The sequence below is a fragment of the Microtetraspora niveoalba genome (genome assembly GCF_001570405.1).
Classification (GTDB): Bacteria; Actinomycetota; Actinomycetes; order Streptosporangiales; family Streptosporangiaceae; genus Microtetraspora; species Microtetraspora niveoalba.
On sequence record NZ_BBYM01000020.1, the window covers coordinates 1 to 21,562 of the forward strand.

Annotated in this window: 19 protein-coding genes; 6 read left to right on the forward strand and 13 right to left on the reverse strand. The window is 72.7% G+C overall.

The features are described from left to right. The 4 genes from AWQ70_RS42055 to AWQ70_RS37835 all read right to left on the reverse strand — a co-directional run. Positions 1–1,328, reverse strand: a 1,328-nt coding sequence (locus AWQ70_RS42055; RefSeq protein ID WP_157530214.1) for a serine/threonine protein kinase, incomplete at its 3' end; no start/stop codon positions are given. Positions 1,329–1,370: 42 nt separating this feature from the next. Then, positions 1,371–2,507: a serine/threonine-protein kinase gene (locus AWQ70_RS20790; protein ID WP_067178680.1), complete on the reverse strand. Its 1,137-nt coding sequence runs from the start codon at positions 2,505–2,507 to the stop codon at positions 1,371–1,373. 443 nt (positions 2,508–2,950) lie between these two features. Next, positions 2,951–4,627: a fumarate hydratase gene (locus tag AWQ70_RS20795; RefSeq protein ID WP_067178681.1), complete on the reverse strand. Its 1,677-nt coding sequence runs from the start codon at positions 4,625–4,627 to the stop codon at positions 2,951–2,953. Next, positions 4,512–5,606, reverse strand: a complete 1,095-nt coding sequence (locus AWQ70_RS37835; protein WP_245647071.1) for a DMT family transporter — start codon at positions 5,604–5,606, stop codon at positions 4,512–4,514. The genes AWQ70_RS20795 and AWQ70_RS37835 overlap by 116 nt, the downstream gene beginning before the upstream one ends. 68 nt (positions 5,607–5,674) lie before the next feature. Between AWQ70_RS37835 and AWQ70_RS20800 the strand changes: the two genes are divergently transcribed. Next, entirely contained in the window at positions 5,675–7,192 is a 1,518-nt protein-coding gene (locus AWQ70_RS20800; RefSeq protein WP_067178682.1) for an aminotransferase-like domain-containing protein, read from the forward strand. A 91-nt stretch (positions 7,193–7,283) separates the two neighbouring features. Next, positions 7,284–8,075, forward strand: a complete 792-nt coding sequence (gene iolB / locus AWQ70_RS20805; protein ID WP_067178683.1) for a 5-deoxy-glucuronate isomerase — start codon at positions 7,284–7,286, stop codon at positions 8,073–8,075. A gap of 44 nt (positions 8,076–8,119) precedes the next feature. Here iolB and AWQ70_RS20810 read toward each other — a convergent pair whose 3' ends face one another. Next, complete coding sequence (locus tag AWQ70_RS20810) at positions 8,120–9,322, reverse strand: MFS transporter (RefSeq protein ID WP_067178684.1); 1,203 nt, start codon at positions 9,320–9,322, stop codon at positions 8,120–8,122. Positions 9,323–9,457: 135 nt separating this feature from the next. Between AWQ70_RS20810 and AWQ70_RS20815 the strand changes: the two genes are divergently transcribed. Further along, on the forward strand, positions 9,458–10,111 hold the full coding sequence (locus AWQ70_RS20815; RefSeq protein ID WP_245647072.1) for a DUF1707 SHOCT-like domain-containing protein: 654 nt from the start codon (positions 9,458–9,460) through the stop codon (positions 10,109–10,111). Between the two features lie 11 nt (positions 10,112–10,122). On the opposite strand, the gene glpX is transcribed toward AWQ70_RS20815, so the two are convergent. Continuing rightward, a complete protein-coding gene (gene glpX / locus AWQ70_RS20820) occupies positions 10,123–11,151 on the reverse strand; it encodes a class II fructose-bisphosphatase (RefSeq protein ID WP_067178685.1) in 1,029 nt (342 codons plus the stop codon). Between the two features lie 144 nt (positions 11,152–11,295). Here glpX and AWQ70_RS20825 point away from each other — a divergent pair, with 144 nt between their 5' ends. Both AWQ70_RS20825 and AWQ70_RS20830 read left to right on the forward strand, forming a co-directional pair. Next, complete coding sequence (locus AWQ70_RS20825) at positions 11,296–11,883, forward strand: TetR/AcrR family transcriptional regulator (protein WP_067178686.1); 588 nt, start codon at positions 11,296–11,298, stop codon at positions 11,881–11,883. Between the two features lie 128 nt (positions 11,884–12,011). Then, positions 12,012–12,545 (forward strand): DUF4245 domain-containing protein, encoded by a 534-nt coding sequence (locus tag AWQ70_RS20830; protein ID WP_067178687.1) that lies wholly within the window; start codon positions 12,012–12,014, stop codon positions 12,543–12,545. Between the two features lie 21 nt (positions 12,546–12,566). Here AWQ70_RS20830 and AWQ70_RS20835 read toward each other — a convergent pair whose 3' ends face one another. The 3 genes from AWQ70_RS20835 to AWQ70_RS20845 all read right to left on the reverse strand — a co-directional run bounded on the left by AWQ70_RS20835 (position 12,567) and on the right by AWQ70_RS20845 (position 15,379). Further along, positions 12,567–12,845, reverse strand: a complete 279-nt coding sequence (locus AWQ70_RS20835; protein WP_067178688.1) for an exodeoxyribonuclease VII small subunit — start codon at positions 12,843–12,845, stop codon at positions 12,567–12,569. Positions 12,846–13,150: 305 nt separating this feature from the next. Beyond that, entirely contained in the window at positions 13,151–14,356 is a 1,206-nt protein-coding gene (gene xseA / locus AWQ70_RS20840) for an exodeoxyribonuclease VII large subunit (protein ID WP_084517517.1), read from the reverse strand. After that, positions 14,357–15,379, reverse strand: coding sequence for a hypothetical protein (locus AWQ70_RS20845; protein ID WP_067178689.1), 1,023 nt, complete (start codon positions 15,377–15,379; stop codon positions 14,357–14,359). A 77-nt stretch (positions 15,380–15,456) separates the two neighbouring features. Here AWQ70_RS20845 and AWQ70_RS20850 point away from each other — a divergent pair, with 77 nt between their 5' ends. Then, positions 15,457–16,431: a 4-hydroxy-3-methylbut-2-enyl diphosphate reductase gene (locus tag AWQ70_RS20850; RefSeq protein ID WP_067178690.1), complete on the forward strand. Its 975-nt coding sequence runs from the start codon at positions 15,457–15,459 to the stop codon at positions 16,429–16,431. A 424-nt stretch (positions 16,432–16,855) separates the two neighbouring features. On the opposite strand, the gene AWQ70_RS42060 is transcribed toward AWQ70_RS20850, so the two are convergent. The 4 genes from AWQ70_RS42060 to AWQ70_RS20875 all read right to left on the reverse strand — a co-directional run bounded on the left by AWQ70_RS42060 (position 16,856) and on the right by AWQ70_RS20875 (position 21,562). Beyond that, on the reverse strand, positions 16,856–17,230 hold the full coding sequence (locus AWQ70_RS42060) for a twin-arginine translocase TatA/TatE family subunit (protein ID WP_067178692.1): 375 nt from the start codon (positions 17,228–17,230) through the stop codon (positions 16,856–16,858). Positions 17,231–17,444: 214 nt separating this feature from the next. Next, positions 17,445–20,429, reverse strand: coding sequence for an HAD-IC family P-type ATPase (locus AWQ70_RS41380; RefSeq protein ID WP_067178693.1), 2,985 nt, complete (start codon positions 20,427–20,429; stop codon positions 17,445–17,447). Next, complete coding sequence (locus AWQ70_RS20870) at positions 20,413–20,763, reverse strand: ArsR/SmtB family transcription factor (protein WP_067178694.1); 351 nt, start codon at positions 20,761–20,763, stop codon at positions 20,413–20,415. Before AWQ70_RS20870 ends, AWQ70_RS41380 begins: the two co-directional genes overlap by 17 nt. Before the next feature lie 280 nt (positions 20,764–21,043). Beyond that, positions 21,044–21,562, reverse strand: a complete 519-nt coding sequence (locus AWQ70_RS20875) for a DUF6542 domain-containing protein (RefSeq protein WP_067178695.1) — start codon at positions 21,560–21,562, stop codon at positions 21,044–21,046.

A 21,562-nucleotide genomic window follows, 5' to 3' on the forward strand; every position in this document is an offset into this window, starting at 1 on the left:
GGAGCGCCGGCCGGGACCGGAGCACCGGCGGCCGGCGCCTGCGGGCCGGGACCCTTCCTGATCGGGGCCGGCGCGGCGGGGGACATCCCGGGGCTCGGGCGGCCGGCGGCGGGGGACATCCCGGGGCCCGGGCGGCCGGCGGCGGAGGGAATCCCGGGGCCGGGTCGTGCGGAGGCGGGCGGCGCCCCCGGGCCGGGCTGGGCGGAGGCCGGCGGCGGGGGGAGCCGGAGGCCCGCCTTGGGCCGGATGACCAGCATGGTCTTGTCGGCGTCGAGATCCCCGGCCCCCGGCTCGGCGTCGCCCTGCGCTCCCGGAACCTGCGCTCCCGGAACCTGAGCCTCCGCGATCTGAGCCGCGGGGACCTGCGTTCCCGGGATCCGCGTCCCCGGGACGTGGGCCGTCGGAACGGGCCGCCCGGGGGTCTCCGCGGCGGGGGCCTGCGTCCCGGCGGCCCTCGTGGGCCGTTCGCGCTCCAGCCGCCGCGCCGGAGGCGTGACGATCGGCGCCGCGCCGACCGGCGTGTCGGCGACCGTACGCAACATCGCCGCCGCGCGCTCCGGCGTCAGCCGTACGGTGTGGTCCTTCTCCAGCAGGCCGTCGAGGACGGGCCGGAGCGAACCGGCCTGGGTCGGCGGATCGGCGGACTCGGTCATCAGCGCGCTGAGGGTCTCCGCGACCGAGGAACGCTCGTACGCCGCGCGGCCCTCGACCGCGAAGTACAGGGTCGCGCCGAGCGACCAGAGGTCGGACTCAGGCCCGGTGTGCTCGCCGCGGGCCCGCTCGGGCGCGGTGTAGCCCGGAGAGCCGATGACCATGCCGGTCTTCGTCAGCGCGCTGTCACCCTCGGACTTGGCGATGCCGAAGTCGGTCAGCACGACCCGGCCGGTGTCGGTGATGAGCACGTTGCTCGGCTTCACGTCGCGGTGCAGGATGCCCTGGACGTGCGCCGCGCGCAGCGCGTCGAGCAGGTCGCAGCCGACCTCGGCCACCAGGCGGGGCGGCAACGGGCCCTCGTCCTCGATGACCTGCTCCAGCGATCTGCCCTCGACGAGCTCCATGATGATCCACGGGCTGCCGTCGATCTCGATGGCGTCGTAGACGGTGGCGACGGAGGGGTGGCTGATCCGGGCGGCCGCGCGGCCTTCGCGGATCATCCGTTCCCGGAGCTCGCGCCGCTGCTCGACGCCGAGCGACGGATCCTGGCGGATCTCCTTGACGGCCACATCGCGCCCGAGGGTGCGGTCGAAGGCCCGCCAGACGGTGCCCATCGTGCCGCGCCCCAGCATTGTGGTCAGTTCGTACCGGTCGATGAGCAGCCTGCTCCCCATGAGAAGAAAGATATCTATTTCTCCTCGCGGAGCGCTTTCTGGTCAGTTGAGAAAATTCTTGGGCCAGAATCGGCGGGGCAGGAACACCTGGATCAGCATCCGCAGCCCGCGCGCCACGGAGTTCCGCGACTTCGGGTACTCGGCCGGCTTGCGGTGGACACCTTCGGCGGGGCGGCGCCGCTGGGCGGGCACCGCGGTCATCTCCTCGCGGGGCTCGCGCTGGAACGTGTGCGGCGGCGTCCTCGGCACCGGCCGCGACTCGGCGCGGTGCTGCCCCCGGTGAGTGGGCCGACGAATCGCAGGGGGCAGGGCCGCGGGCATGGGCCGGACCGGCCGGTGCGCGATCGGCTCCTCGCTGCTCCCGCCGGCCGCGACCCGCGCGAGCGCCACCGCGGCCCGCACCCCGTCGAGCCGCGCGTCCGGATCGATCTGCAGCAGCCCGCGCAGGACCGGGGCGAGGGGCCCGGCCCGCTCCATCGGGATCGGCGCGCCGCTGGTCAGCGCGGCCAGCGCGGCGGCGGCGGTGCGCCGGCCGTGCAGGCCCCGCCCCTCGACCGCCGTGTACAGCGTGGCCCCGAGCGACCACAGGTCGGCCGCGGGGCTCGCCTTGGCCCCCAGCACCCGCTCCGGCGCGATGTAACCGGCGGAGCCGAGAACGATGCCGGCCTGTGTGATCGAGACGTCGCCCTCGAGCGCGGCCAGGCCGAAGTCGGTGAGCACGGCCCGGTCGTCGGTCACGAGCACGTTGCTCGGCTTCACGTCGCGGTGCAGGATGCCCTTCGCGTGTACGGCGCGGAGCGCGCCGAGCACCTGGCGTCCGATCTCGGCCACCCGCTGGGGTGGCAGCGGACCGACCCGCCGTACCAGCTCCTCCAGGGACTGCGCCCGGAGCAGCTCCATCACGATCCAGGGGCGGTCGTCCTCGGTGATGACGTCGAACACCGTGATGACCGACGGATGGGCCACCATCGCCGTGGCCCGGCCTTCGCGTTCGGTCCGCGCGCACAACTCGGCGCGCAGGTCCTCGTCGAGGACGAGCGGGAGCCGTACCTCCTTGACCGCCACGTCACGGTCGAGCAGCTCGTCGCGCGCCCGCCAGACGGTGCCCATGCCGCCGCGTCCGACCGGCTCGACAAGCCGATACCTCGCGGCGAGCTGGTATCCGGACGGCGCACGCATGGGTGGCAGCTTACCGATTTGTGTAATGCGACCTGTAGAGACCATGCCGCGAAATTGTTGAGATCTTTTGTCAGATCTTCTGACTGGCGTCATGACACGACATGGTGTCCGTGGCCGCCTCTCCGGCGGGTGGACGGGAGGCGGGCGGGCTCGCCAGTGGTGACGGCCTCACCGGCGCTCTCACCGGCGCTCTCGCCGGTGAAAACGACGGAGCGTGAGCGTCCGGGAACACCCTCGGACCGCGGCCGCGGGCAGGGAACCGGAGAGTGAGAGTCGATGGCGCGGCCGACACGCCGCCGGGCACAGGCGACCCTCGCGCCCGTGGCCGTACAAAAGGAACGCCCCTCGCGCCGGGCGAGGGGCGTTCCGTCTCCGTTACCTGCCTCCGGGCGGGGGCGTTCCGTTCCGTTACCTGCCGCTGGGCGGAGGGCGTTCCGTCTCCGCTACCTGCCGCCGTCGCGGGTGGGGATGCCGACGAAGGTGGCGCCCCCGTCCTGCTGCCGCTGGTCGAAGAAGTCGTTGCCCTTGTCGTCCACGACGATGAAGGCGGGGAAGTCGACGACCTCGATCTTCCAGACGGCCTCCATGCCGAGCTCGGGGTACTCCAGGACCTCGACCTTCTTGATGCAGTCCTGGGCGAGCCGCGCGGCGGGGCCGCCGATGGAGCCCAGATAGAACCCGCCGTACCGCTGGCACGCCTCGGTCACCTGCTTGGACCGGTTGCCCTTGGCCAGCATCACGAACGAGCCGCCCGCCTCCTGGAAGCGCTCCACGTACGAGTCCATGCGCCCGGCCGTGGTCGGGCCGAACGAGCCGGAGGCGTACCCCTCGGGGGTCTTGGCCGGTCCGGCGTAGTAGACGGCGTGGTTCTTCAGGTACTCGGGCATCTCCTCGCCCGCGTCCAGCCTCTCGGCGATCTTCGCGTGGGCGATGTCGCGGGCGACGACGAGGGGGCCGGTGAGGGAGAGCCGCGTCTTGACCGGATACTTCGTGAGCTCGGCGAGGATCTCCTGCATCGGGCGGTTGAGGTCGATGCCGACGACGTCGTCCGAGAGCTGCTCGTCGGTAGTGTCGGGGAGGAACCGGGCCGGGTCGGTCTCCAGCTTCTCCAGGAAGACACCCTCAGGGGTGATCTTGGCCAGGGCCTGCCGGTCGGCGCTGCAGCTCACCGCGATGGCGACCGGGCAGGACGCGCCGTGGCGCGGCAGCCGGATCACGCGTACGTCGTGGCAGAAGTACTTGCCGCCGAACTGGGCGCCGATGCCGAGCTTCTGGGTGAGCTCGAAGACCTTCTTCTCCATCTCGAGGTCGCGGAAGCCGTGCCCGCTCGTCGAGCCCTCGGTGGGGATGCTGTCGAGATAGCGGGCCGAGGCGTACTTGGCGGTCTTGAGCGCGAACTCGGCGCTGGTGCCGCCCACCACGATCGCCAGGTGGTACGGCGGGCAGGCGGCGGTGCCGAGCGAGCGGATCTTCTCCTCCAGGAACTGGAGCATCCGCTTCTCGTTCAGGACGGCCTTGGTCTCCTGGTAGAGGAACGACTTGTTGGCCGAACCGCCGCCCTTGGCCATGAACAGCAGCTTGTACTCGTCGGGGTGGCCGTGGGGGTCCTCGGCGTACAGCTCGATCTGGGCGGGGAGGTTGCTGCCGGTGTTCTTCTCGTCCCACATGGTGAGCGGGGCCATCTGGGAGTAGCGCAGGTTCAGCCGGGTGTAGGCGTCGTACACGCCCCGGCTGATGTGCTCGGCGTCGCGGCCGTCGGTGAGGACGTGCCCGCCCCGCTTGCCCATGACGATGGCGGTGCCGGTGTCCTGGCACATCGGCAGCACGCCGCCGGCGGAGATGCTCGCGTTCTTCAGCAGGTCGAGGGCGACGAAGCGGTCGTTCGCGCTGGACTCGGGGTCGTCGATGATCTTCCGGAGCTGGGCGAGGTGGGACGACCGGAGATAGTGCGAGATGTCGTGGACGGCGGTCTCGGTGAGCAGGCGCAGCGCCTCCGGCTCGACCTCAAGGAACCTGCGCCCCGCCGCCTCGGTGATCCGTACCCCCTCTGTGGTGATCAGACGGTATTCCGTCTCGTCCGTGCCAAGCGGCAGCAGGTCGGTGTAGTCGAACTCGGGCATCGTCTTCGATCCTCTGGTTTCTCGCCTGTTCCTCCGAGCGGAGGATATGCCCGTCCGCGTCCGGACGCGCCCGAGGGGGCCGCCCGCCGGTACGCGGGGCGAGGCCGAGCAGGATGCCCGCGACCACCACGGCGGCGCCGCCCACGTCCGCGGGCGAGGGCACGCCCAGGCCCAGGACCACCGAGGTCACGAGCGCGCCGATCGGGATCATCCCGGCGAACAGCCCCGCCCGGTCCGGACCGAGACGGGGGAGCGCGCTGTACCAGAGGAAGAACGCCACCGCCGTCACGATCACGGCCTGGTAGCCGATGCCGAGGGCCTCCGCCGCCGTCGGCGTGCGCAGCATCCCCGTCCCGTCCATCACCAGCCCGATGATCAGCAGGTACGGCACGGCGAGCGCCGACGAGTAGGCCGAGACGCGTACGGCCCCGAGCCGCGGCAGCAGCGGGAGGGCGAGCAGGGAGAACAGCGCCTCGCAGGCGAGCGCGCCCAGCGACCAGAGCAGGCCGGGAAGGTTGCCACTGCCCAGCCCGGTGGCCAGGGTGGCCCCCGCCATGACGACGACCGCCGACGCGACGATCCGCGGCGAGGGCGCCGAGCGGGGGCCGCCGGTGAACAGCGGGCCGAGCAGGGCCAGCACCACGGGAGCCGCGCCGAGGACGGTCCCGGCCAGCGTCGGGCCCGCCGCCACCGCCGCCTCGATGAGGCACACGTTGAAGACCACCAGCCCCGTCAGCGAGAGCGCCGAGAGCAGGACGAACTCCCGCGACGAGAGCCGCAGGAGGGTGAGGCCGCGGGCGCGGGCGGCGGCGAGCAGGACGGCGGCCGCGACGGCGTAGCGCAGGGCCTGCCCGCCGTACACGGGGTAGGTCGAGATGAGGTCGGAGACGGCGGTCAGGGTGCCCACCACGAACATCCCGGCCGTCGCACGGGCCGCCGCCCCGCCGAGGTCGGTGCCGGTGCTGGTTTCTTTCGTCACGATTGGCGATGCTAGGGAGGCAATGGCTCTCTCAATTAGTCCAATCAGCCGGTGAAATCGAGGACCAATTGGCTGATCTCCATCTCGCCGTCGACCGGAGCCGGGGCGGGCTGGCCGGGCAGATCGCCGGGGAGCTCCGGGAGGCGATCCGCTCGGGCCGGCTCGGCCGCGGCGCGCGGCTGCCCGCCAGCCGCGATCTCGCCCGGGACCTCGGTCTGTCCCGCGGCGTCGTGGTCGAGGCGTACGAGCAACTCGTCGCGGAGGGTTTCCTGGATGCCCGGGTCGGCGTGGGCACGCGCGTCGCGTCCGGTCCGGTGACCCGGGCCGAGCCGGGCCTCGCCGTACGCTCCGACGAGCCGGGGGCGAACTACTACGGTCACCGCCCGACATCTCCTGACCTGTCGGCCTTTCCGAGGCAGGCGTGGCTGGCGGCGATCCGCCACGTGCTGGCGACCCTGCCGGGAGACTGTCTCGACTACGGCGACCCGGGCGGGGTGGCCGAGCTGCGCGCGGAGCTGGCCGCCTACCTGCGGCGGGTGCGCGCGGCCGACACGGACACCGGAGAGGTGGTCGTCGTCACCGGCGTCGCCCAGGGGTTGAGTCTGGTCGTGCGCGCGCTCGTCGAGAGCGGCGCCGGCCGTGCCGCTGCGGACGGGGACCACGGTCCGCTCCCGGCGGCCTCGGACGGCGCGGCCCCCGCCGCGATCGGGGGCGAGAGCGAGGGCGCGGTTTCTGAGGGCGCGGTTTCTGAGGGCGCGGTTTCTGAGGGCGCGGTTTCTGAGGGCGCGGTTCTGCTCGCGGTCGAGGAGCCGACGAGCCCGCGGCAGCTCCCGCTGCTGCGACGGGCCGGCGCCCGCCTGACCGGCGTTCCGGTCGACGCCGAGGGGATCGACGTCGCGGCACTCGCCCGGACGGGCGCGCGGGCGGTGCTGCTCACCCCGGCGCACCACTACCCGACCGGAGTGGTGCTGTCGCCGCGCCGCCGCGCCGAGCTGATCGCCTGGGCCGCCGACACCGGCGCGGTCATCCTGGAGGACGACTACGACGCCGAGTTCAGGTTCGACCGGGAACCGATCGGCTGCCTCCAGGGGCTCGCCCCCGACCGCGTCGTCCTCGCCGGGAGCGTGAGCAAGGCCCTCGCACCGGGGCTGCGGCTCGGCTGGCTCGTGGCGCCCCCGGCCGTCGCCGCCGCCGTACGGCGGGCCCGGGGAGAGCTCGACCTCGGCTCCCCGGTGATCGACCAGTACGCGCTGGCCCGGTTCCTGAGCACCGGCGGCTACGACCGGCACCTGCGGAGGATGCGCAGGGAGTACCGGCGGCGCAGGGACGCGCTCGTGGGGGCGCTCGCGGAGCACCTGCCCGGGGTGCGGGCGCACGGCATCTCCGCCGGACTGCACCTGTACGCGGAGCTGCCCGCCGGGTGGGACGAGCGGCGCGTCGCCGAGGCGGCCCGCGCGTGCGGCCTCACCGTCGATCCGCTGCCGTCCGCCCTGGTGATCGGCTTCGCCCGGTTCCCCGAGCACCGGATCGCCGAGGCAGTACGGCAGTTGAGAGTGCTGACAGATCGTCAGGATGTCCGGACATAGCCTTGACCTGAGTGGCCTCTGTCCGGAAAGTTGGACGGGCGACACCGCGCGGGCCTCCCTTGCCGCGCGGGCCTCTCGACGAGGAGACGAGATGACGTACATACCCGCGGGTTCCGCGCCGTCGGGGCGGTGGAGCCTGGAGATCACTCCCGAGCTGGCGGGCTGGGTGTACAGCGGCCTGCGGGTCGTCGAGCTCGGGGACGAGCCGGTCGAGTTCGAGACCGGCCCCGAGGAGATGCTGGTGGTGCCCCTATCCGGGGCCTGCGAGGTCGTGGCCGACGGCGTCCGGATGGACCTGGCCGGGCGGCGCTCGGTCTTCGAGGGCGTCACCGACTTCGCGTACCTGCCCGTCGAGGCGTCCGTGCGCCTCGCCGGCGAGGGCCGCGTCGCGCTGCCCGCCGCCCGCGCCACCCGGCGGCTCCCCGTCCGGTACGGCCCGGCCGACGCGGTGCCCGTCGAGACCCGGGGCGGGGGAGCGGCCACCCGGCGGGTCAACAACTTCTGCGCTCCCGACGCGTTCGAGTGCGACCGGCTGATGGCCGTCGAGGTGATCACTCCGGGCGGCAACTGGTCGTCGTACCCGCCGCACAAGCACGACACCCCGGGCGGGCACGAGGCCGTGCTGGAGGAGATCTACTACTTCGAGGGCGGGCCCGGCTATCAGCGGGTCTACAGCTCGCCGGGCAACCCGATCGACGTGCTCGCCGAGGTGTCGTCCGGCGACGTCGTCCTCGTGCCGTACGGGTATCACGGGCCGTCGATGGCGTCCCCGGGCTACGACCTGTACTACCTCAACGTGCTGGCGGGGCCGGGCGAGCAGCGGTCCATGGCGTTCTCCGACGACCCGAGGCACGCGTGGATCCGCGGGACGTGGGGCCGCTGACGGGCCGCCGGACGGCCGTGCCCGCCGGTCGCGGCCTCACCCGGTCATGAGACCGCGGGTGGCGGCGTGCGGGGCTGGAAACCGCGCGCCAGGAGGATGATCAGCGCCGCCAGCACGAGGGGCGCGGCGAACGCTACACGATAGTCGGCGGCCTCGGCGATGCCGCCGACCAGGGCGGCCCCCACGATGAAGCCGACATAGTTGAACATGTTGACCCGGGCGATGGCCACGCCGGTCCCGGCCGGGTCGAGCCGCCCGGCGGCCGAGAACGACTGCGGGGCGACCACCGACAGGCCGATCCCGGTGAGGGCGAAGCCCGCGATGGCCAGCGGCTGGGTGGGAGCGGCCACGATCGCGACGAAGCCGGCCGTGGCGACCGCGCCGCCGATCCTGACGATCATCGCCGGGCCGTACTTCCGGACGGCGAGGTCTCCACCCACTCTGACCAGGAACGTCGTCGCCTGGTAGGCACCCAGCGCCAGGGGGACCACGGACGCCGACGCGTGCATGATCTTGTCCATGAAGACCGAGCCGAAGTTGGAGATCGACGCGTCGCCGACGTAAAGGAACGCCATGGCCAGGCACAGCGGGATGATCGGCTTCCAGGGGAACCGCACCTTGGCCGGGGCGGCCTCCTGGGCCACGTGCTCCTCCTCGGGAAGGCAGAGCCAGTGCGCGGCGACGACCGCGGCCACGGCGGCCGGCGCCATGACGATCGCGAACGTGACCGCGAGGTCCAGGTGGTCGGCGGCCGCCGACGCCCACAACGCCCCGACGACCGCCGCCGCGCTCCACAGCGCGTGGAACCCGGTCAGTACGGCCCGGCCGTACCGGCGCTCGACCGCGACGCCCTGCATGTTCATGCCCGCGTCCACGCCGCCGAGGCCGACGCCGAACAGCACGAGGGCCGCCACGAAGAGGGGGACCGTGGGGGCGAGACCGGCCAGCACCACGGCGGCGCACGTCAGCGGCTGGAACACGCGCAGGATCCACCGGCTGCCGGAACGCGCGGCGAGCGCGCCGGCCAGCACGCTGCCCGCGCCCGCGATCACCGGGACGATGAGCAGCAGGATCGTCAGCTCGCCGTCGCTCAGGCCGTGCTTGCGCTGGAGCGCGGCGACCTGCGTGAGCAGCGTCGCGAACGTGAGGCCCTGGACGAAGAAGACGGCGAACGTGGCGAGCCGCGCCTGCCGGTCGCGTTCGGTGGGCCGCGACGGGGACGACGGCGGCGGCGTGGACGTCGGCAACGCGACCTCCGAGGAGGGAAACGTGAGGGGGGTTCAGGTTACGACCCGCCGATCACGCGGTCAATGGCCGGGACAAGTGCCATTGGTCGTGGCCGGCCCGGTCCCTTCGCGCGCCGCAGCGCTTAGTCTCGACGTGTGAGCTTCGAGTCCCGCGCGAGTAACTGGATCTCCGCCTTCCTCGGCTCCGGGCCGTCCGGTGCCACCGGTCCCTCTCCGTCAGAGTTGCGGGCGTCCGACGCCGACAGGGAGCAGGTCATCGACCTGCTCAGAGAGGCCGCCGGCGACGGGCGGCTCTCCATGACCGAGCACGAGGAGCGGGTCGAGCGCGCCTACGCCGCCCGCACGCTGGGCGAGCTCGTCGGACTCACGGCGGACCTCGTCCCGCCGGATCGCCAGCCGTTCCTCATGGACGGCCGCCCCGTCGTCGCCCTGTTCCGTACGGAGAACCGGGCCGGCCGCTGGGTGGTGCCCTCGGAGGTGCCGGTCACCTCGCTCGGCGGGCGGGTCACGATGGACCTGTGCGAGGCGCTGCTGCAGTCGCGCCACGTGGTCGTACGGCTCTCGGTGATGGCCGGGACCGTGACCCTCGTCGTCCCGGAGGGGGTCCGCGTCGTCAGCGGGCCGGACGCCCGGATCAAGAGCTTCCAGGACGAGGTGCGGCTCCCGCCGGGCGCGACCGGTTTCGCGCCGGACGCGCCCGTCATCGAGCTCGCGGGGTTCGTCTATGGCGGCAAGGTCATCGCCAGATCGCCCAAACGCCCCAAGAAGGGGTTGTTCCGCCGGTCCTGACCGGCGGGACGTCAGACGGCGGTGTCGAAGTTGATCGCGCTGTAGGCGCTCAGCTTCCAGAGCTGGTGCTCGCTCTCGATCTTGCGGATGGTGCCGGAACGGCCCCGCATGACCAGGGAGTTCGTCACGGCGGCCCCGCCCTGGTAGCGCACGCCCGGCATCAGCTCGCCGTCCGTGATGCCCGTCGCGGCGAAGAACACGTCGTCGGAGCGGACCAGGTCGTCGGTGGTCAGCACCTGGTCGAGGTCGAGCCCGGCGTCGACGGCCTTGGCGCGCTCCTCCTCGTCGCGCGGCCAGAGCTTGCCCTGGATGACTCCGCCCATGCACTTCAGGGCGCAGGCCGCGACGATGCCCTCGGGCGTCCCGCCGATGCCGAGCATCAGGTCGACGCCGGTGCCGGCGCGGGCGGCCATGATCGCTCCCGCCACGTCGCCGTCCGTGATGAACCTGATCCGCGCGCCGGTCTCGCGGATCTCCTTGACGATCCGTTCGTGCCGCGGCCGGTCCAGGATCACGACCGTCACGTCGGACGGCTTGGCGCCCTTGGCCCGCGCCACGGCGCGGATGTTGTCCGCGACGGGGGCGTTGATGTCCACGGCGTCCGCCGCGGCCGGGCCGGTCACCAGCTTCTCCATGTAGAACACGGCGGACGGGTCGTACATCGAGCCGCGCTCGCTGACCGCGATGACGGAGATCGCGTTGTTCATGCCGAGGGCGCACAGGCGCGTGCCGTCGATCGGGTCCACCGCGACGTCGCATTCGGGGCCGGTGCCGTCCCCCACGTCCTCGCCGTTGTAGAGCATGGGGGCGTTGTCCTTCTCGCCCTCGCCGATCACGACGACGCCCTTCATGGACACCGTGTTGATCAACTGTCGCATGCCGTTGACCGCGGCTCCGTCCGCACCGTTCTTGTCGCCGCGGCCCACCCACCGTGCCGCCGCCATCGCGGCCGCCTCGGTGACGCGGACCAACTCCAGGGCGAGGTTGCGGTCGGGAGCACGCTCCCCTGTCGCCAGCGCTGCCGGTACGTGATCAGCCATCGTTCCCCTTAAGTCAGGCGTCGTAAAGCTGATGTTAGTTGTGTATGTCGTTCTTGTCCGATTGGTCTGGACCGGTCGTCGCAGGCAGGAGGCCATTTCCGTCGCTGCCGCCGCCGGACGGGCGGCCCGGGATATCGTCGCCGCATGAGCAGCGACACCGAGCCGTCGGTCACCGTCCGCACCTCGGAGCGGGGCGCCGCCACGAGGAGCGCGCTCCTCGAAGCGGCCAGGGAAACCTTCATCACCTGCGGTTTCACCGAGACCGGAGTGACGGACGTGGTCGCGCGGGCCGGGGCCAGTGTCGGCAGCCTTTACCACCATTTTTCGGGAAAGGCCGACCTTTACCTCACCTTGTTCGACGATTTTCAGTCGCGGCAGACACAACGCACGAGACAGGCCATCCAGGAGGCCAGGTCCCAGGGCGAGTCCGAGCCCATGACCCTGCTGCTGGCCGGCGCCCGGGCCTACCTCGACGGCTGCCTCGCCGAGCGCGACCTCGCCGCGCTGTTCCTCCGCGGGGACGGCCCGACCGGCTTCGAGGTCGTGATGCGCGACCGGCTGCGCCAGTGGACCCGGCGCAGCGCGGCGCTCTTCGAACGGGAGGACGCCCTCGTCCTCGTCGTGACCGGCGCCCTCGCGGCCGTGGTCCAGGAGGTGACCCTCTCCGAGGACGACGAGCGCGCCCGCGTGATCGCGGAGGAGGCGCTCGCCCTCATCGGCCGGATCCACTGACCCCGCCTCCCGCGCTTCCGCGCCGCCGAGGGCCGCGGCGCCCCGTTCAAGCAGGGCAGGAGGCGGGTGAGGCGGCTGGTACGTCTCCCCTGTCAGGACCGCGCCCCGGTGCCGGTAGGCTCCGCGACGTGCGCCGATTCACTGAGGGTTTCTACGGCTACGCGTTCGCCCTGATCGTCTGCCTGGCCGCCGCCGGGCTGTTCCTGCTGGTCGCGCCCACAGGCGGCAAGGAGCACATCCCCAGCGTGGACTTCTCGATCGACAGGCTCAACGCCGCGCGCGTCGCGCCGTACGCCGTCGAGGTGCCCAAGGAGGTGCCCGCCAACTGGGTGCCCACCAGCTCGCAGCTCACCGAGAAGGCCGGCGTCGTGTCGTGGCGGCTCGGCTTCGCCACCGGGAAGCGCATGCATGCCATGGTGGTGCAGAGCAACGAGAAGCCGTTCACCGACTTCGCCAGCCGGATGGCCAACTCCGACAAGGCGACGGGCACCCGGCAGATCGCCGGCACCGCCTGGGAGGAGCGCTTCCGCCAGGACAAGAACCAGCGGTCGCTGGTCCGGGTGCTCCAGGACCGCACGGTGGTGGTCACCGGCTCGGCCGACTGGGACGAGCTGACCGCCCTCGCCGCCTCCCTGGTGGTACAGCCCAAGCCCGCCACCTGACCCGGCGATCGGAGCCGGAGGTCAGAAGGGGGTCTCCTCCTGCGGCTCCTGCCGCTGGGCCATGGCCGCAGCGAGTTTGACGCGGGCGCCCTGGAGCCACTCCTCGCAGATCGCGGCCAGCCGCTCACCCCGCTCCCAGAGCTCGATGGACTGCTCCAGCGTGAGCCCGCCGGTCTCCAGCCGCCGCACCACGTCGGTGAGCTCCTCGCGCGCCCGCTCGTAGGAGGGGGTCCTCTCCTCGCCGCCCTCCTGCTCGGGGGAGGGGGACGCCTGCTTCGGGGATGCCTTCTCGTCTGCCACGTCACCACCCTAGGGTCCGCGTACGACAGGTCGACATAATCGGCTGTCATGGCCGTTCGCGCCGCCGGCGCCGACGACATCCCCGAACTCGTACGACTCCGTGAGGCGCCGGCCGTACGCACGGCCGAGGACATCCCCGGCCGGATCGAGCGGGGCCGGCAGAAGTCCTACGCCCGCCGGGGCGATCCTGGACGCGCTCACGGCCTGGTGCCGGGAGAACGGTGTGGCCCGCGTGGATCTCCATGCCACCTCGGACGGCATGGAGATCCACGCGGGCCACGGCTTCGCCGAGCGCTACCCCGGTCTCACGTGGACGTCGCCGTCACCGTGACCCGGTCGTCGGGGAAACGGATGGTCAGCTCGTCGCCGGACTTGACCTCGCCCGCGAGCCGTACGACCTGTCCGGAGGGACGCTGCACGATCGCGTAACCGCGCTCCAGCGTCGCCGCCGGCGACAGCGCGACGAGGCGGGCGCGCAGGTGTTCGAGCGAGTCGGCCGAACGGTCCAGGGAGGAGCCGAGGCAGCGCCGGGCCCGCTCGCGCAGAGCGTCGACCTGCTCCGCCCGGCGGTCGAGTTCGCGCACCGGGTCGGCCAGCGAGGGGCGGGACTGGACCGACCGCAGCCAGGAGAGCTCCCGGTCGAGCCAGCCGCCCAGCACGCGCCGGCCGCGGTCCCTGAGCTGGCGCACCAGCGTGAGCTGCTCGCCGACGTCCGGGACGACCTTCTTGGCCGCGTCCGTGGGGGTCGAGGCGCGTACGTCGGCCACGAGGTCGATCAGCGGGCTGTCCTGCTCGTGCCCGATCGCGCTGACCACTGGCGTGCGGCAGGCCGCCACGGCCCGCACCAGCGACTCGTCGGAGAACGGCAGCAGGTCCTCCAGGGAGCCGCCGCCGCGCGCGATGACGATCACATCGACCTCGCGGTCCGCGTCCAGCCTGCGCAGCGCCTCGGTGACCTCGCCCACGGCGTACGGCCCCTGGACCGCCACCGCCTCCACCTTGAACCGCACGGCGGGCCAGCGACGGCGGGCGTTCTCGATGACGTCACGCTCGGCGGCCGAGTCCCTGCCGCAGACGAGCCCGATCGTGGAGGGGAGGAAGGGCAGCCGCCGCTTGCGGTCGGCGTTCGTGAGACCCTCGGCGACGATGAGCCGGCGCAGCCGTTCCAGCCGGGCCAGCAGCTCGCCGACGCCGACCGGCCGGATCTCCATGGCGGTGAAGGCGAAAGACCCCTTGTTCACCCAGAAGTCCGGCTTGACGTGCATGACGACCCGCGCGCCGTCGGCCGGCCGGGGGAGGCTCGCCTCGTACACGCCTCGGCTGCAGGTCACGCGGGCCGAGACGTTGGCCACCGGGTCGCGGAGGGTGAGGAAGACGGTGCCGCCCCGGGCCGTCAGCTCGGTGATCTGCCCTTCGACCCAGACGGTGCCCAGACGGTTGATCCACTGCGCCACCATCTGGAGCACCGAACGGATCGGCAGCGGCTCCTCGGGAGAGGTCTTCGCGCTCACTCAGGACTCGGCTTCGATCTTGGCCAGACGAGTCTCGTACATGCGGACCACGTCGTCCCGGTTCGCCGTCGCCTTCTCGTACGCGATCAGCTCGCGCATCTGGCCGGCGGACTTGCCGCGCATCCGGGCGCGCAGCGACGCCAGGGTCAGCCCGGCGTATCCGGGGTACGGCTCGGCGACGCCCGCGTGCGCCACGCCCTCCGTGGCCTCGGCGGCCGCCTCCTTCTTCTTGGCGCGCGCCTTGGGCACCACGGTGGGCTCGGCCTCCGCCGCGGCCTCGGCGGCCTTCTTCGGGCGCGGCTTCGCGGCCGCGCGCTTCTCGGCTGCGGGCTTCTCCGCGGGCTTGGCGGGGGCCGCGGCCTCGGGCTTCGGCTTCTGCGCCGCCTTCCTCGCGGGCTTGGCGGCGGGCTTCTCCGCAACCTTCCCGGCCTCCTCGGCGGCCGGCTTCGTCTCGGCCGGCTTGGCCGCCTCGGGAGCGGTGGGCTTCTCTGCCGCGGGCTTCGCGGTGGGCGTCTCCACCGCGGGCTTCTCGACCGTGGGAGCCTGTGCGGCCTGGGCCTTCTCCGGCTCGGGCTTCTCAACGGGCTTCTCGGCCGTGGGAGCCTGCGGAGCCTGGGCCTTCTCCGGCTCGGGCTTCTCGACCGCGGGCGCCTCCCACTCCGCCTTCTCGGCGGGGGCGGCCGTCGGGCGCTCCGCGGTGGGGGCGGAACCGTCGGGCTCGCGCTCCTCCTTGGCCGCCGGACGCGGGGCGAAGATGACCGGCTCACGGCGAGCGGGACGCGCCTCCTCCGCGGCGGGCTCCGGCGCCGGGGCGGTCGTGGCCTCCTCCTCGTGGGTGGCGAGCCGCTTTATCGTGGAACGGACCTGGTCCCCGATCAGAAGCGCCTGGCCCACCCCGCTGATCGTGGTCTGCAAGGCGGTCGCGGGCAGGTCCTTGGCCTTGTCCTTCAGCTCGTCCTTCAGCTCGTCACCTCGTCTGAAGAGGCTACGGAGAGGCTTGGTCAGTGCTCGGAAGAGGGACATCGCAGCTCCAGCGGAGTCGTTTTCGGATGATGCGGGAGAGGTCAAGAGGCGGCTGACGCTCCACATAGCATAGGAACATGGAGCCATATACCCCCGCGACCCGTCGTGTCCTGGTTGCCAAGCCGCGCGGCTATTGCGCGGGAGTGGACCGCGCCGTAGAGGCGGTGGAGAAGGCGCTCGACCAGTACGGAGCGCCGATCTACGTACGCAAGCAGATCGTCCACAACACGCACGTGGTCCGGACTCTGGAGGCGCGAGGCGCGATCTTCGTCGATGAGACGGAGGAGGTGCCCGAGGGCGCGATCGTGGTGTTCTCGGCCCACGGCGTGGCGCCGAGCGTGCACGACGAGGCCGCCGAGCGGCGGCTCCGCACCATCGACGCGACCTGCCCGCTCGTCACGAAGGTGCACAACGAGGCCAAGCGCTTCGCCGCCAAGGACTACGACATCCTGCTCATCGGCCACGAGGGGCACGAAGAGGTCGAGGGCACGGCGGGTGAGGCTCCCGACCACATCCAGTTGGTCGACGGGCTCGACGGCGTCGCGCAGGTCTCCGTACGCGATCCCGACCGCGTCGTCTGGCTGTCGCAGACCACGCTCTCCGTGGACGAGACCACCGAGACGGTCGCCCGGCTGCGCGAGCGGTTCCCCAACCTGATCGACCCGCCGAGCGACGACATCTGCTACGCCACCTCCAACCGGCAGGCGGCGGTGAAGCAGATCGCGGCCGAGTCCCAGCTCGTCATCGTCGTCGGTTCGTCCAACTCGTCCAACTCCAAGCGGCTGGTCGAGGTGGCCAAGGACTACGGCGCCGACGCGTCCTATCTCGTGGACGACGCCTCCTTCATCCAGGACGCGTGGCTCGACGGCGTCAGCACGGTCGGCGTCACGAGCGGCGCCTCGGTTCCCGAGGAACTGGTGGAGGGTGTGCTGCGCAGGCTCGCCGAGCACGGCTTCACCGACGTCGAGGAGGTCGAGACGGTGAAGGAGAGCATGCGGTTCGCCCTTCCCCACGAGCTCCGCCGGGACCTGCGCGCCTCCTCGGCGTCGTAGGCGCGGCCCTTCGTCGCCCGCCACCGCCCGTGCCGACACCATGGGCGGTCGCGGGCCCACCGCAGGGTGCATGACGGTCGCCCGCCGCCTTAGGCGTTCGCGCATCGTCGTCATGCGCCGCCGTCCGCCCGAGCAGATCGCCGACTTCAACGACGCATGCTCAGGCGTTCGTTCGGTCACGGTGCTCACCGTTCCACCACGGGCCGGTCACGCCGGTGCCGGCGGCGGCCGGTCGGTCCGCTCCTGTGAGAACGTCCGGTGAGGCCGGGCCCAGGAGGCCGTAGGCCTTGAGAAGCCACACCAGAGCCCACAGCAGCACGGCGACCGACCGGCGTGCTCCCCGGCCCGTCCCTCCGGCTCCCGGCCGCGTCAGCACGACGCCTTCCCGGACGGGAAGCGCCCGGCGACGGGCCCGGCCCGCAAGCTAACGGACCTCATCGGCCCGTGCGGGCCCGCCCTCGGCCCGTGTCGCACCGTTCCCCTGACCGGGTACGGCACCGCTCCCGGGAACGTGGTCCACGCCCGATGAGGCGCCGCCGGCCGGGCCGTCGCCCCCGGCGGCCGCGCCTGAAAGGGCGGCGGCCCCGCCGGTGCCGGTCGCGGGAGAGTCCGCCCCGGCGGGGGTGACGTCGGCGGTCGTGACGTCGGCCCGCATGGCGGTGGTCTCGTTCTTGAAGATACGCAGTGACCTGCCCAGCGAACGGGCGGTCTCCGGCAGCTTCTTCGAGCCGAACAGCAAGATCAGGACGAGACCCAGGACCAACAGGTGCCCGGGCTCCAGGCCGTTGCGCAGGAACATCCGCACCCCTATCTGTGCTATCTGCGCCGGACACGAGATCTGGTGATCCGTACCCGTACGCCAAGTTTGCTAGATTGCGCAACTATACAAGTGGCGATCGTTCTGTGGTCGTCTTCCCCCGCAGGAGCGCGTTCATGAGGGCATCCACCAGGGCCGATCGCCGCCCCCCGGCCGAGCGGGCCGATATCGCGGATCAGCCGGCACGGCGGACGGGTCAGGTCAGGGCCGCGCGGCGGCGGTCGAACCACGCCTTCACGGCCAGGAGGGCCGCGCCGTAGACGGCCACGACCGCCGAGAGCAGCAGGTAGTACGCGGCCGGGAGGGCCGTCATGCCCAGCAGCGGCGCGAGTGGCGAGAAGGGCAGCAGCACGCCCACGGTGACGAGGAAACAGGCGGCGAGCCCGAGAGGCAGGGGGATCCGCCGCCATCCACGTAGCACGAGCATCGCCACGGCCTGCGTGAGCAGGTTCTCGACGAACCATCCGGCGTGGAAGGCGGCCTGGCCCGACACCTGAGCGGACCACGGGACGACCGACGTCAGCACGGCGAAGGTCGTGAGGTCGGCGAGGGAGTTCAGGGGGCCGAACACGGCGATGAAACGCAGGAGGCCGCGCGGCCGGAGCCGGGAGGGGCGCCCCAGCGCGTCCCGGCCCGGCCGGTCGAACGCGTACGCGAGCTGGGCGGCGTCGAAGCAGAGGTTCTGCGCCAGGACCTGTGTCGGCAACATCGGCAGGAAGGGCAGGAGCAGCCCGGCCGCGAGCATCGCGATGACGTTGCCGAGGTTCGAGGACAGGACGACGCGCAGATAGGTGACGATGTTCCCGGTGCTGCGGCGTCCGGCCGCGATCGTATGGTCGATGGCGGTGAGGTCCTTGGAGGCCAGCACGACGTCGGCGGACTGCCGGGTCACGTCGGCGGCGTCGCTGGGGCACATCCCGACGTCGGCGGCGCGCAGCGCGGGCAGGTCGTTGACGCCGTCGCCGAGGAACCCGGTCGTGTGCCCCGCCGACCGCAGCGCCGTGACGATGCGCGCCTTGTGCTCGGGGGTGCAGCGCGCGAAGACGGTGCAGCGCGCCGCGATCGCGGCCACGGCTGCGTCGTCGAGACCGTCCAGCCGGTCGGCGGTGACCACCCCTCCGAAGCCAAGGCCACGATCGGAACCGAGGTCGAGATCCTGGCCGCGTTCAAGACCGAAATCGGAGCTGCGGCCGGGATCGTGCCCGAGGCGGGGGCCAGGGCCGTGCTCGGGACCGAGGTCGAGGCCGAGGTCGCGGCAGGTCCGGGCGGCGGTGCCCGGATGGTCGCCGGTCAGGATCTTCACCGCGACGCCGCGCCGGGCGAGTACGGCCAGTGCCTCGGCGGCGTGCGGCGCGAGCGTGTCGCGCAGCCCGACGAAGCCCACGAAGGTCAGATCGTGCTCGTCACCGGGACCGTACGGCCCAGGGCGTGCGGGCCGGTCCGCGAGGGCGACGGCGAGCACGCGGAGCCCTTCCGCGGCCTGCTCCGCGGCGAATCGCAGGAGGCGGTCCCGGGTGGCCTGGTCGAGTTCCCGGCCCGTCTCCCCGGTGGCCCGGTCGGCCCGGTCGGTTTCGCCGGCGGCTCCGTCGACCGCGTCGACCGCGTCGGCTGTGCGGGCTTCGCCGGACTCGTCGGCTCCGGCGGCCCGCACCCGGGTGCAGCGGTCGAGCACGTCTTCGACCGCGCCCTTCACCACCAGGGTGTGCACCGCCGTACGGCCCGGCCGCAGGACGACCGCGCAGGAACTGCGGCGCGCGGGGTCGAACGGCAGCGCGGCCACGCCCTCGCAGGCGGGCAGCGCGGTCCCGAGCCCGTCGGCCGCGTCCAAGATCGCCTTGTCGAGGGCGTCCGGGCTGGGGAGGTCCGCGAGCTGGAGCGTCCACAGGCTGTTGACGGCGGCCCAGTCGAGGACCTCCGGATCGGGCCTGCCGTACGGATCGAGCGCGCGGTCGAGGACGGGCAGATCCCGCGTGAGGGTGCCGGTCTTGTCGGTGCACAGGACGTCCACCGCGCCGAGATCGTGCAGCGCCGGGAGCCGTCGCACCATCACCGCGTGGTCGCGCGCAAGTACGGCCGAGCCGCGGGCCAGCGCGGTGGTGACGATCACGGGGAGCATCTCGGGCGTCAGCCCGACGGCCACCGCGACGGCGAACGGCAGCGCCTCCAGTCCGCGCCCGCGCAGCGCCGCGTCGGCCAGGAGCGCGACCGGAGGGATCAGCAGCATGAATCGGATGAGCAGCCAGGAGATGCCGTTCACCGAACGGTCGAACGCGGACGGCGGGCGCGCGCTCGCGCCGCCTCGGTGCGCCCCGGCGAAGACGGTGCGGGCGGCCGTCGCCACGACGACCGCGGAGGCGGTCCCGGACACCACGCCGGTGCCCTGGAAGCACAGGTGCGGCAGGTCGAGCAGGTCCGCGACCGTGCTTTCGGCGTGGTCCATCCGTCCGTGGCCCGCGGCCGGGTGACCCGCGACCGTTCTCTCGGCGTCACCCGCAGGCGTGCTCTCGGCTTCTCGGGCTCCCCGGGTCATGACCGCCGTACGGTCGTCCATCGGGTGCTTGGCGACCGGGCGGGACTCGCCGGTGAGCGCGGCCTGGTGCACGGTGAGACCGTTCGAGCGCAGCAGCAGAACGTCGGCGGGCACGAGGTCGCCCGGACCGAGCCGGATCACGTCGCCGGGGACCAGCTCGTCCACGGGGATCTCACGATCCAGCGGCGCCGAAGTCGCGCTCGCCCGGCGCCGTACGGTCGCGGTGGTGGCGACCAGCTCACGCAGCGCCGCGATGGACCGGTCGGCGCGGTACTCCCCGCCGGACCGCAGCACGCAGCTCACCACCACCAGCAGCACCGTCACGCAGGCGGTCCCCCAGGAGGCGATCGCGGCGGACACCAGCCCGAGGCAGAGCAGCACCAGGGTGAACGGGTCGCGCAGGCTGCGCGCGAGACGCCACGGCCAGGAGGCGGGGACCGGCTCGGCCACCGTGTTCTCGCCGCACCGCAGCAGACGCTCCTCGGCCTGGGGCTCCACCAGGCCGCTCGGCCTGCTCCCCAGCAGCCGCAGCGCCTGCAACGGGGTGAGTCCCGCCGCGTCACGGATGGAGAGGAGGGGCGGGGGGCCGCCGTCCGGCTCGTGGCCGTCGCGCGGACCGGTGCCGGGTACGGCCTCAGGCGCCCAGACCACGGACGCGCTCCGCCGCCTCCCCATGGCCGGCCAACCGTCCGACCAGCCAACGGACCATGGTCACGACGTCCTGGTCGCTGATCAGATAGACGACCCGGCGTCCCTCGCGCCGCGAGCGCACCAGGCCGGCCAGCTTCAGCTTGGTCAGGTGCTGGCTGACGGCGGGCAGCGCGCCGCCCACGCTCTCGGCGAGCGCGCTCACGTCGCGCTCGCCCTGGGCCAGCGCCCAGACGATCTGCAGGCGCGCGGGGGAGGCCAGCAGGCCGAAGGTCGCGGCGGCCTCGGTCAGCACCTCGACCGACGGGTCCGCCATGTCGCCGCCGCTCGTCGCCACTGTCGCTCTCCCGTTCACCGAGCACCGCCTGGAACCTGTCCGGGAGTGGGACCCCGCCGCCTCCGCCGGGGCTCGTACGCGTCGCCTGGCGGGGTCGTGAGGAAGGGCGCACTCCGCGTGCTCACCGTAGCCGCAGCCGCGACCCTTCACGACGGCCCGAGGCCCGCTCCCGGCGTCACCGCGTGGCCCGGCTTCGACGGTGGCCGCCTGTGCGGCCGTACGGCCCGAGGCCCGCTCCCGTACGGATGTCGAACGGGGCGGTCCGAGAACGTTCAGGGCGTCAGTCGCGGGCCTCGCCGTACACGCGGGGCTCGAAGTAGCCCTCGGGCTCGGGGTCGAACGCGGGCTCCTCACCGCTGCGGGGGCGCGGCACCTCGGCGCGGGCGGCCAGGTCGTCCCGCAGTTCGCGCACGTTCCGGGAGAGGCCGCGCCAGTACGCGATCCCGAGCACGAGCGCCGACCCGCCGAACAGCCACGGCGCCGCGGACGACAGCGAGGTGAACAGCCCGAGCCCGAGCGCCTGGAGCATCGAGCCCGCGCGCAGCGACCGGAAGAACTCGACGAACACCGCGGTCGCGAAGAAGACCAGCGGCGGCGTGACCACGAGGGGGAGCAGGTCACGCGGCTGGACCAGCAGCACGGCCGCGACGCAGCCCACGACGAAGACCGGTCCGGGGCTGAAGACCTGGCCGAGCAGCGTGACCACGAGGAGCAGGGCGACGGCGCCCCTGGCCGTCAACCTGAGTCCCGCGACCTTACCGGCTCGAACGGTCTGGGCGGTCTGATCGGTGCCTCTCAT

Bases quoted from the DNA above. Each gene is read 5' to 3' on its own strand.
- AWQ70_RS20790 (WP_067178680.1), bottom strand. From the start codon at position 2,507: ATGCGTGCGCCGTCCGGATACCAGCTCGCCGCGAGGTATCGGCTTGTC.
- AWQ70_RS20795 (WP_067178681.1), bottom strand. From the start codon at position 4,627: ATGCCCGAGTTCGACTACACCGACCTGCTGCCGCTTGGCACGGACGAG.
- iolB (WP_067178683.1), top strand. From the start codon at position 7,284: ATGACGTACATACCCGCGGGTTCCGCGCCGTCGGGGCGGTGGAGCCTG.
- glpX (WP_067178685.1), bottom strand. From the start codon at position 11,151: ATGGCTGATCACGTACCGGCAGCGCTGGCGACAGGGGAGCGTGCTCCC.
- AWQ70_RS20825 (WP_067178686.1), top strand. From the start codon at position 11,296: ATGAGCAGCGACACCGAGCCGTCGGTCACCGTCCGCACCTCGGAGCGG.
- AWQ70_RS20845 (WP_067178689.1), bottom strand. From the start codon at position 15,379: ATGTCCCTCTTCCGAGCACTGACCAAGCCTCTCCGTAGCCTCTTCAGA.
- AWQ70_RS20850 (WP_067178690.1), top strand. From the start codon at position 15,457: ATGGAGCCATATACCCCCGCGACCCGTCGTGTCCTGGTTGCCAAGCCG.
- AWQ70_RS42060 (WP_067178692.1), bottom strand. From the start codon at position 17,230: ATGTTCCTGCGCAACGGCCTGGAGCCCGGGCACCTGTTGGTCCTGGGT.
- AWQ70_RS20875 (WP_067178695.1), bottom strand. From the start codon at position 21,562: ATGAGAGGCACCGATCAGACCGCCCAGACCGTTCGAGCCGGTAAGGTC.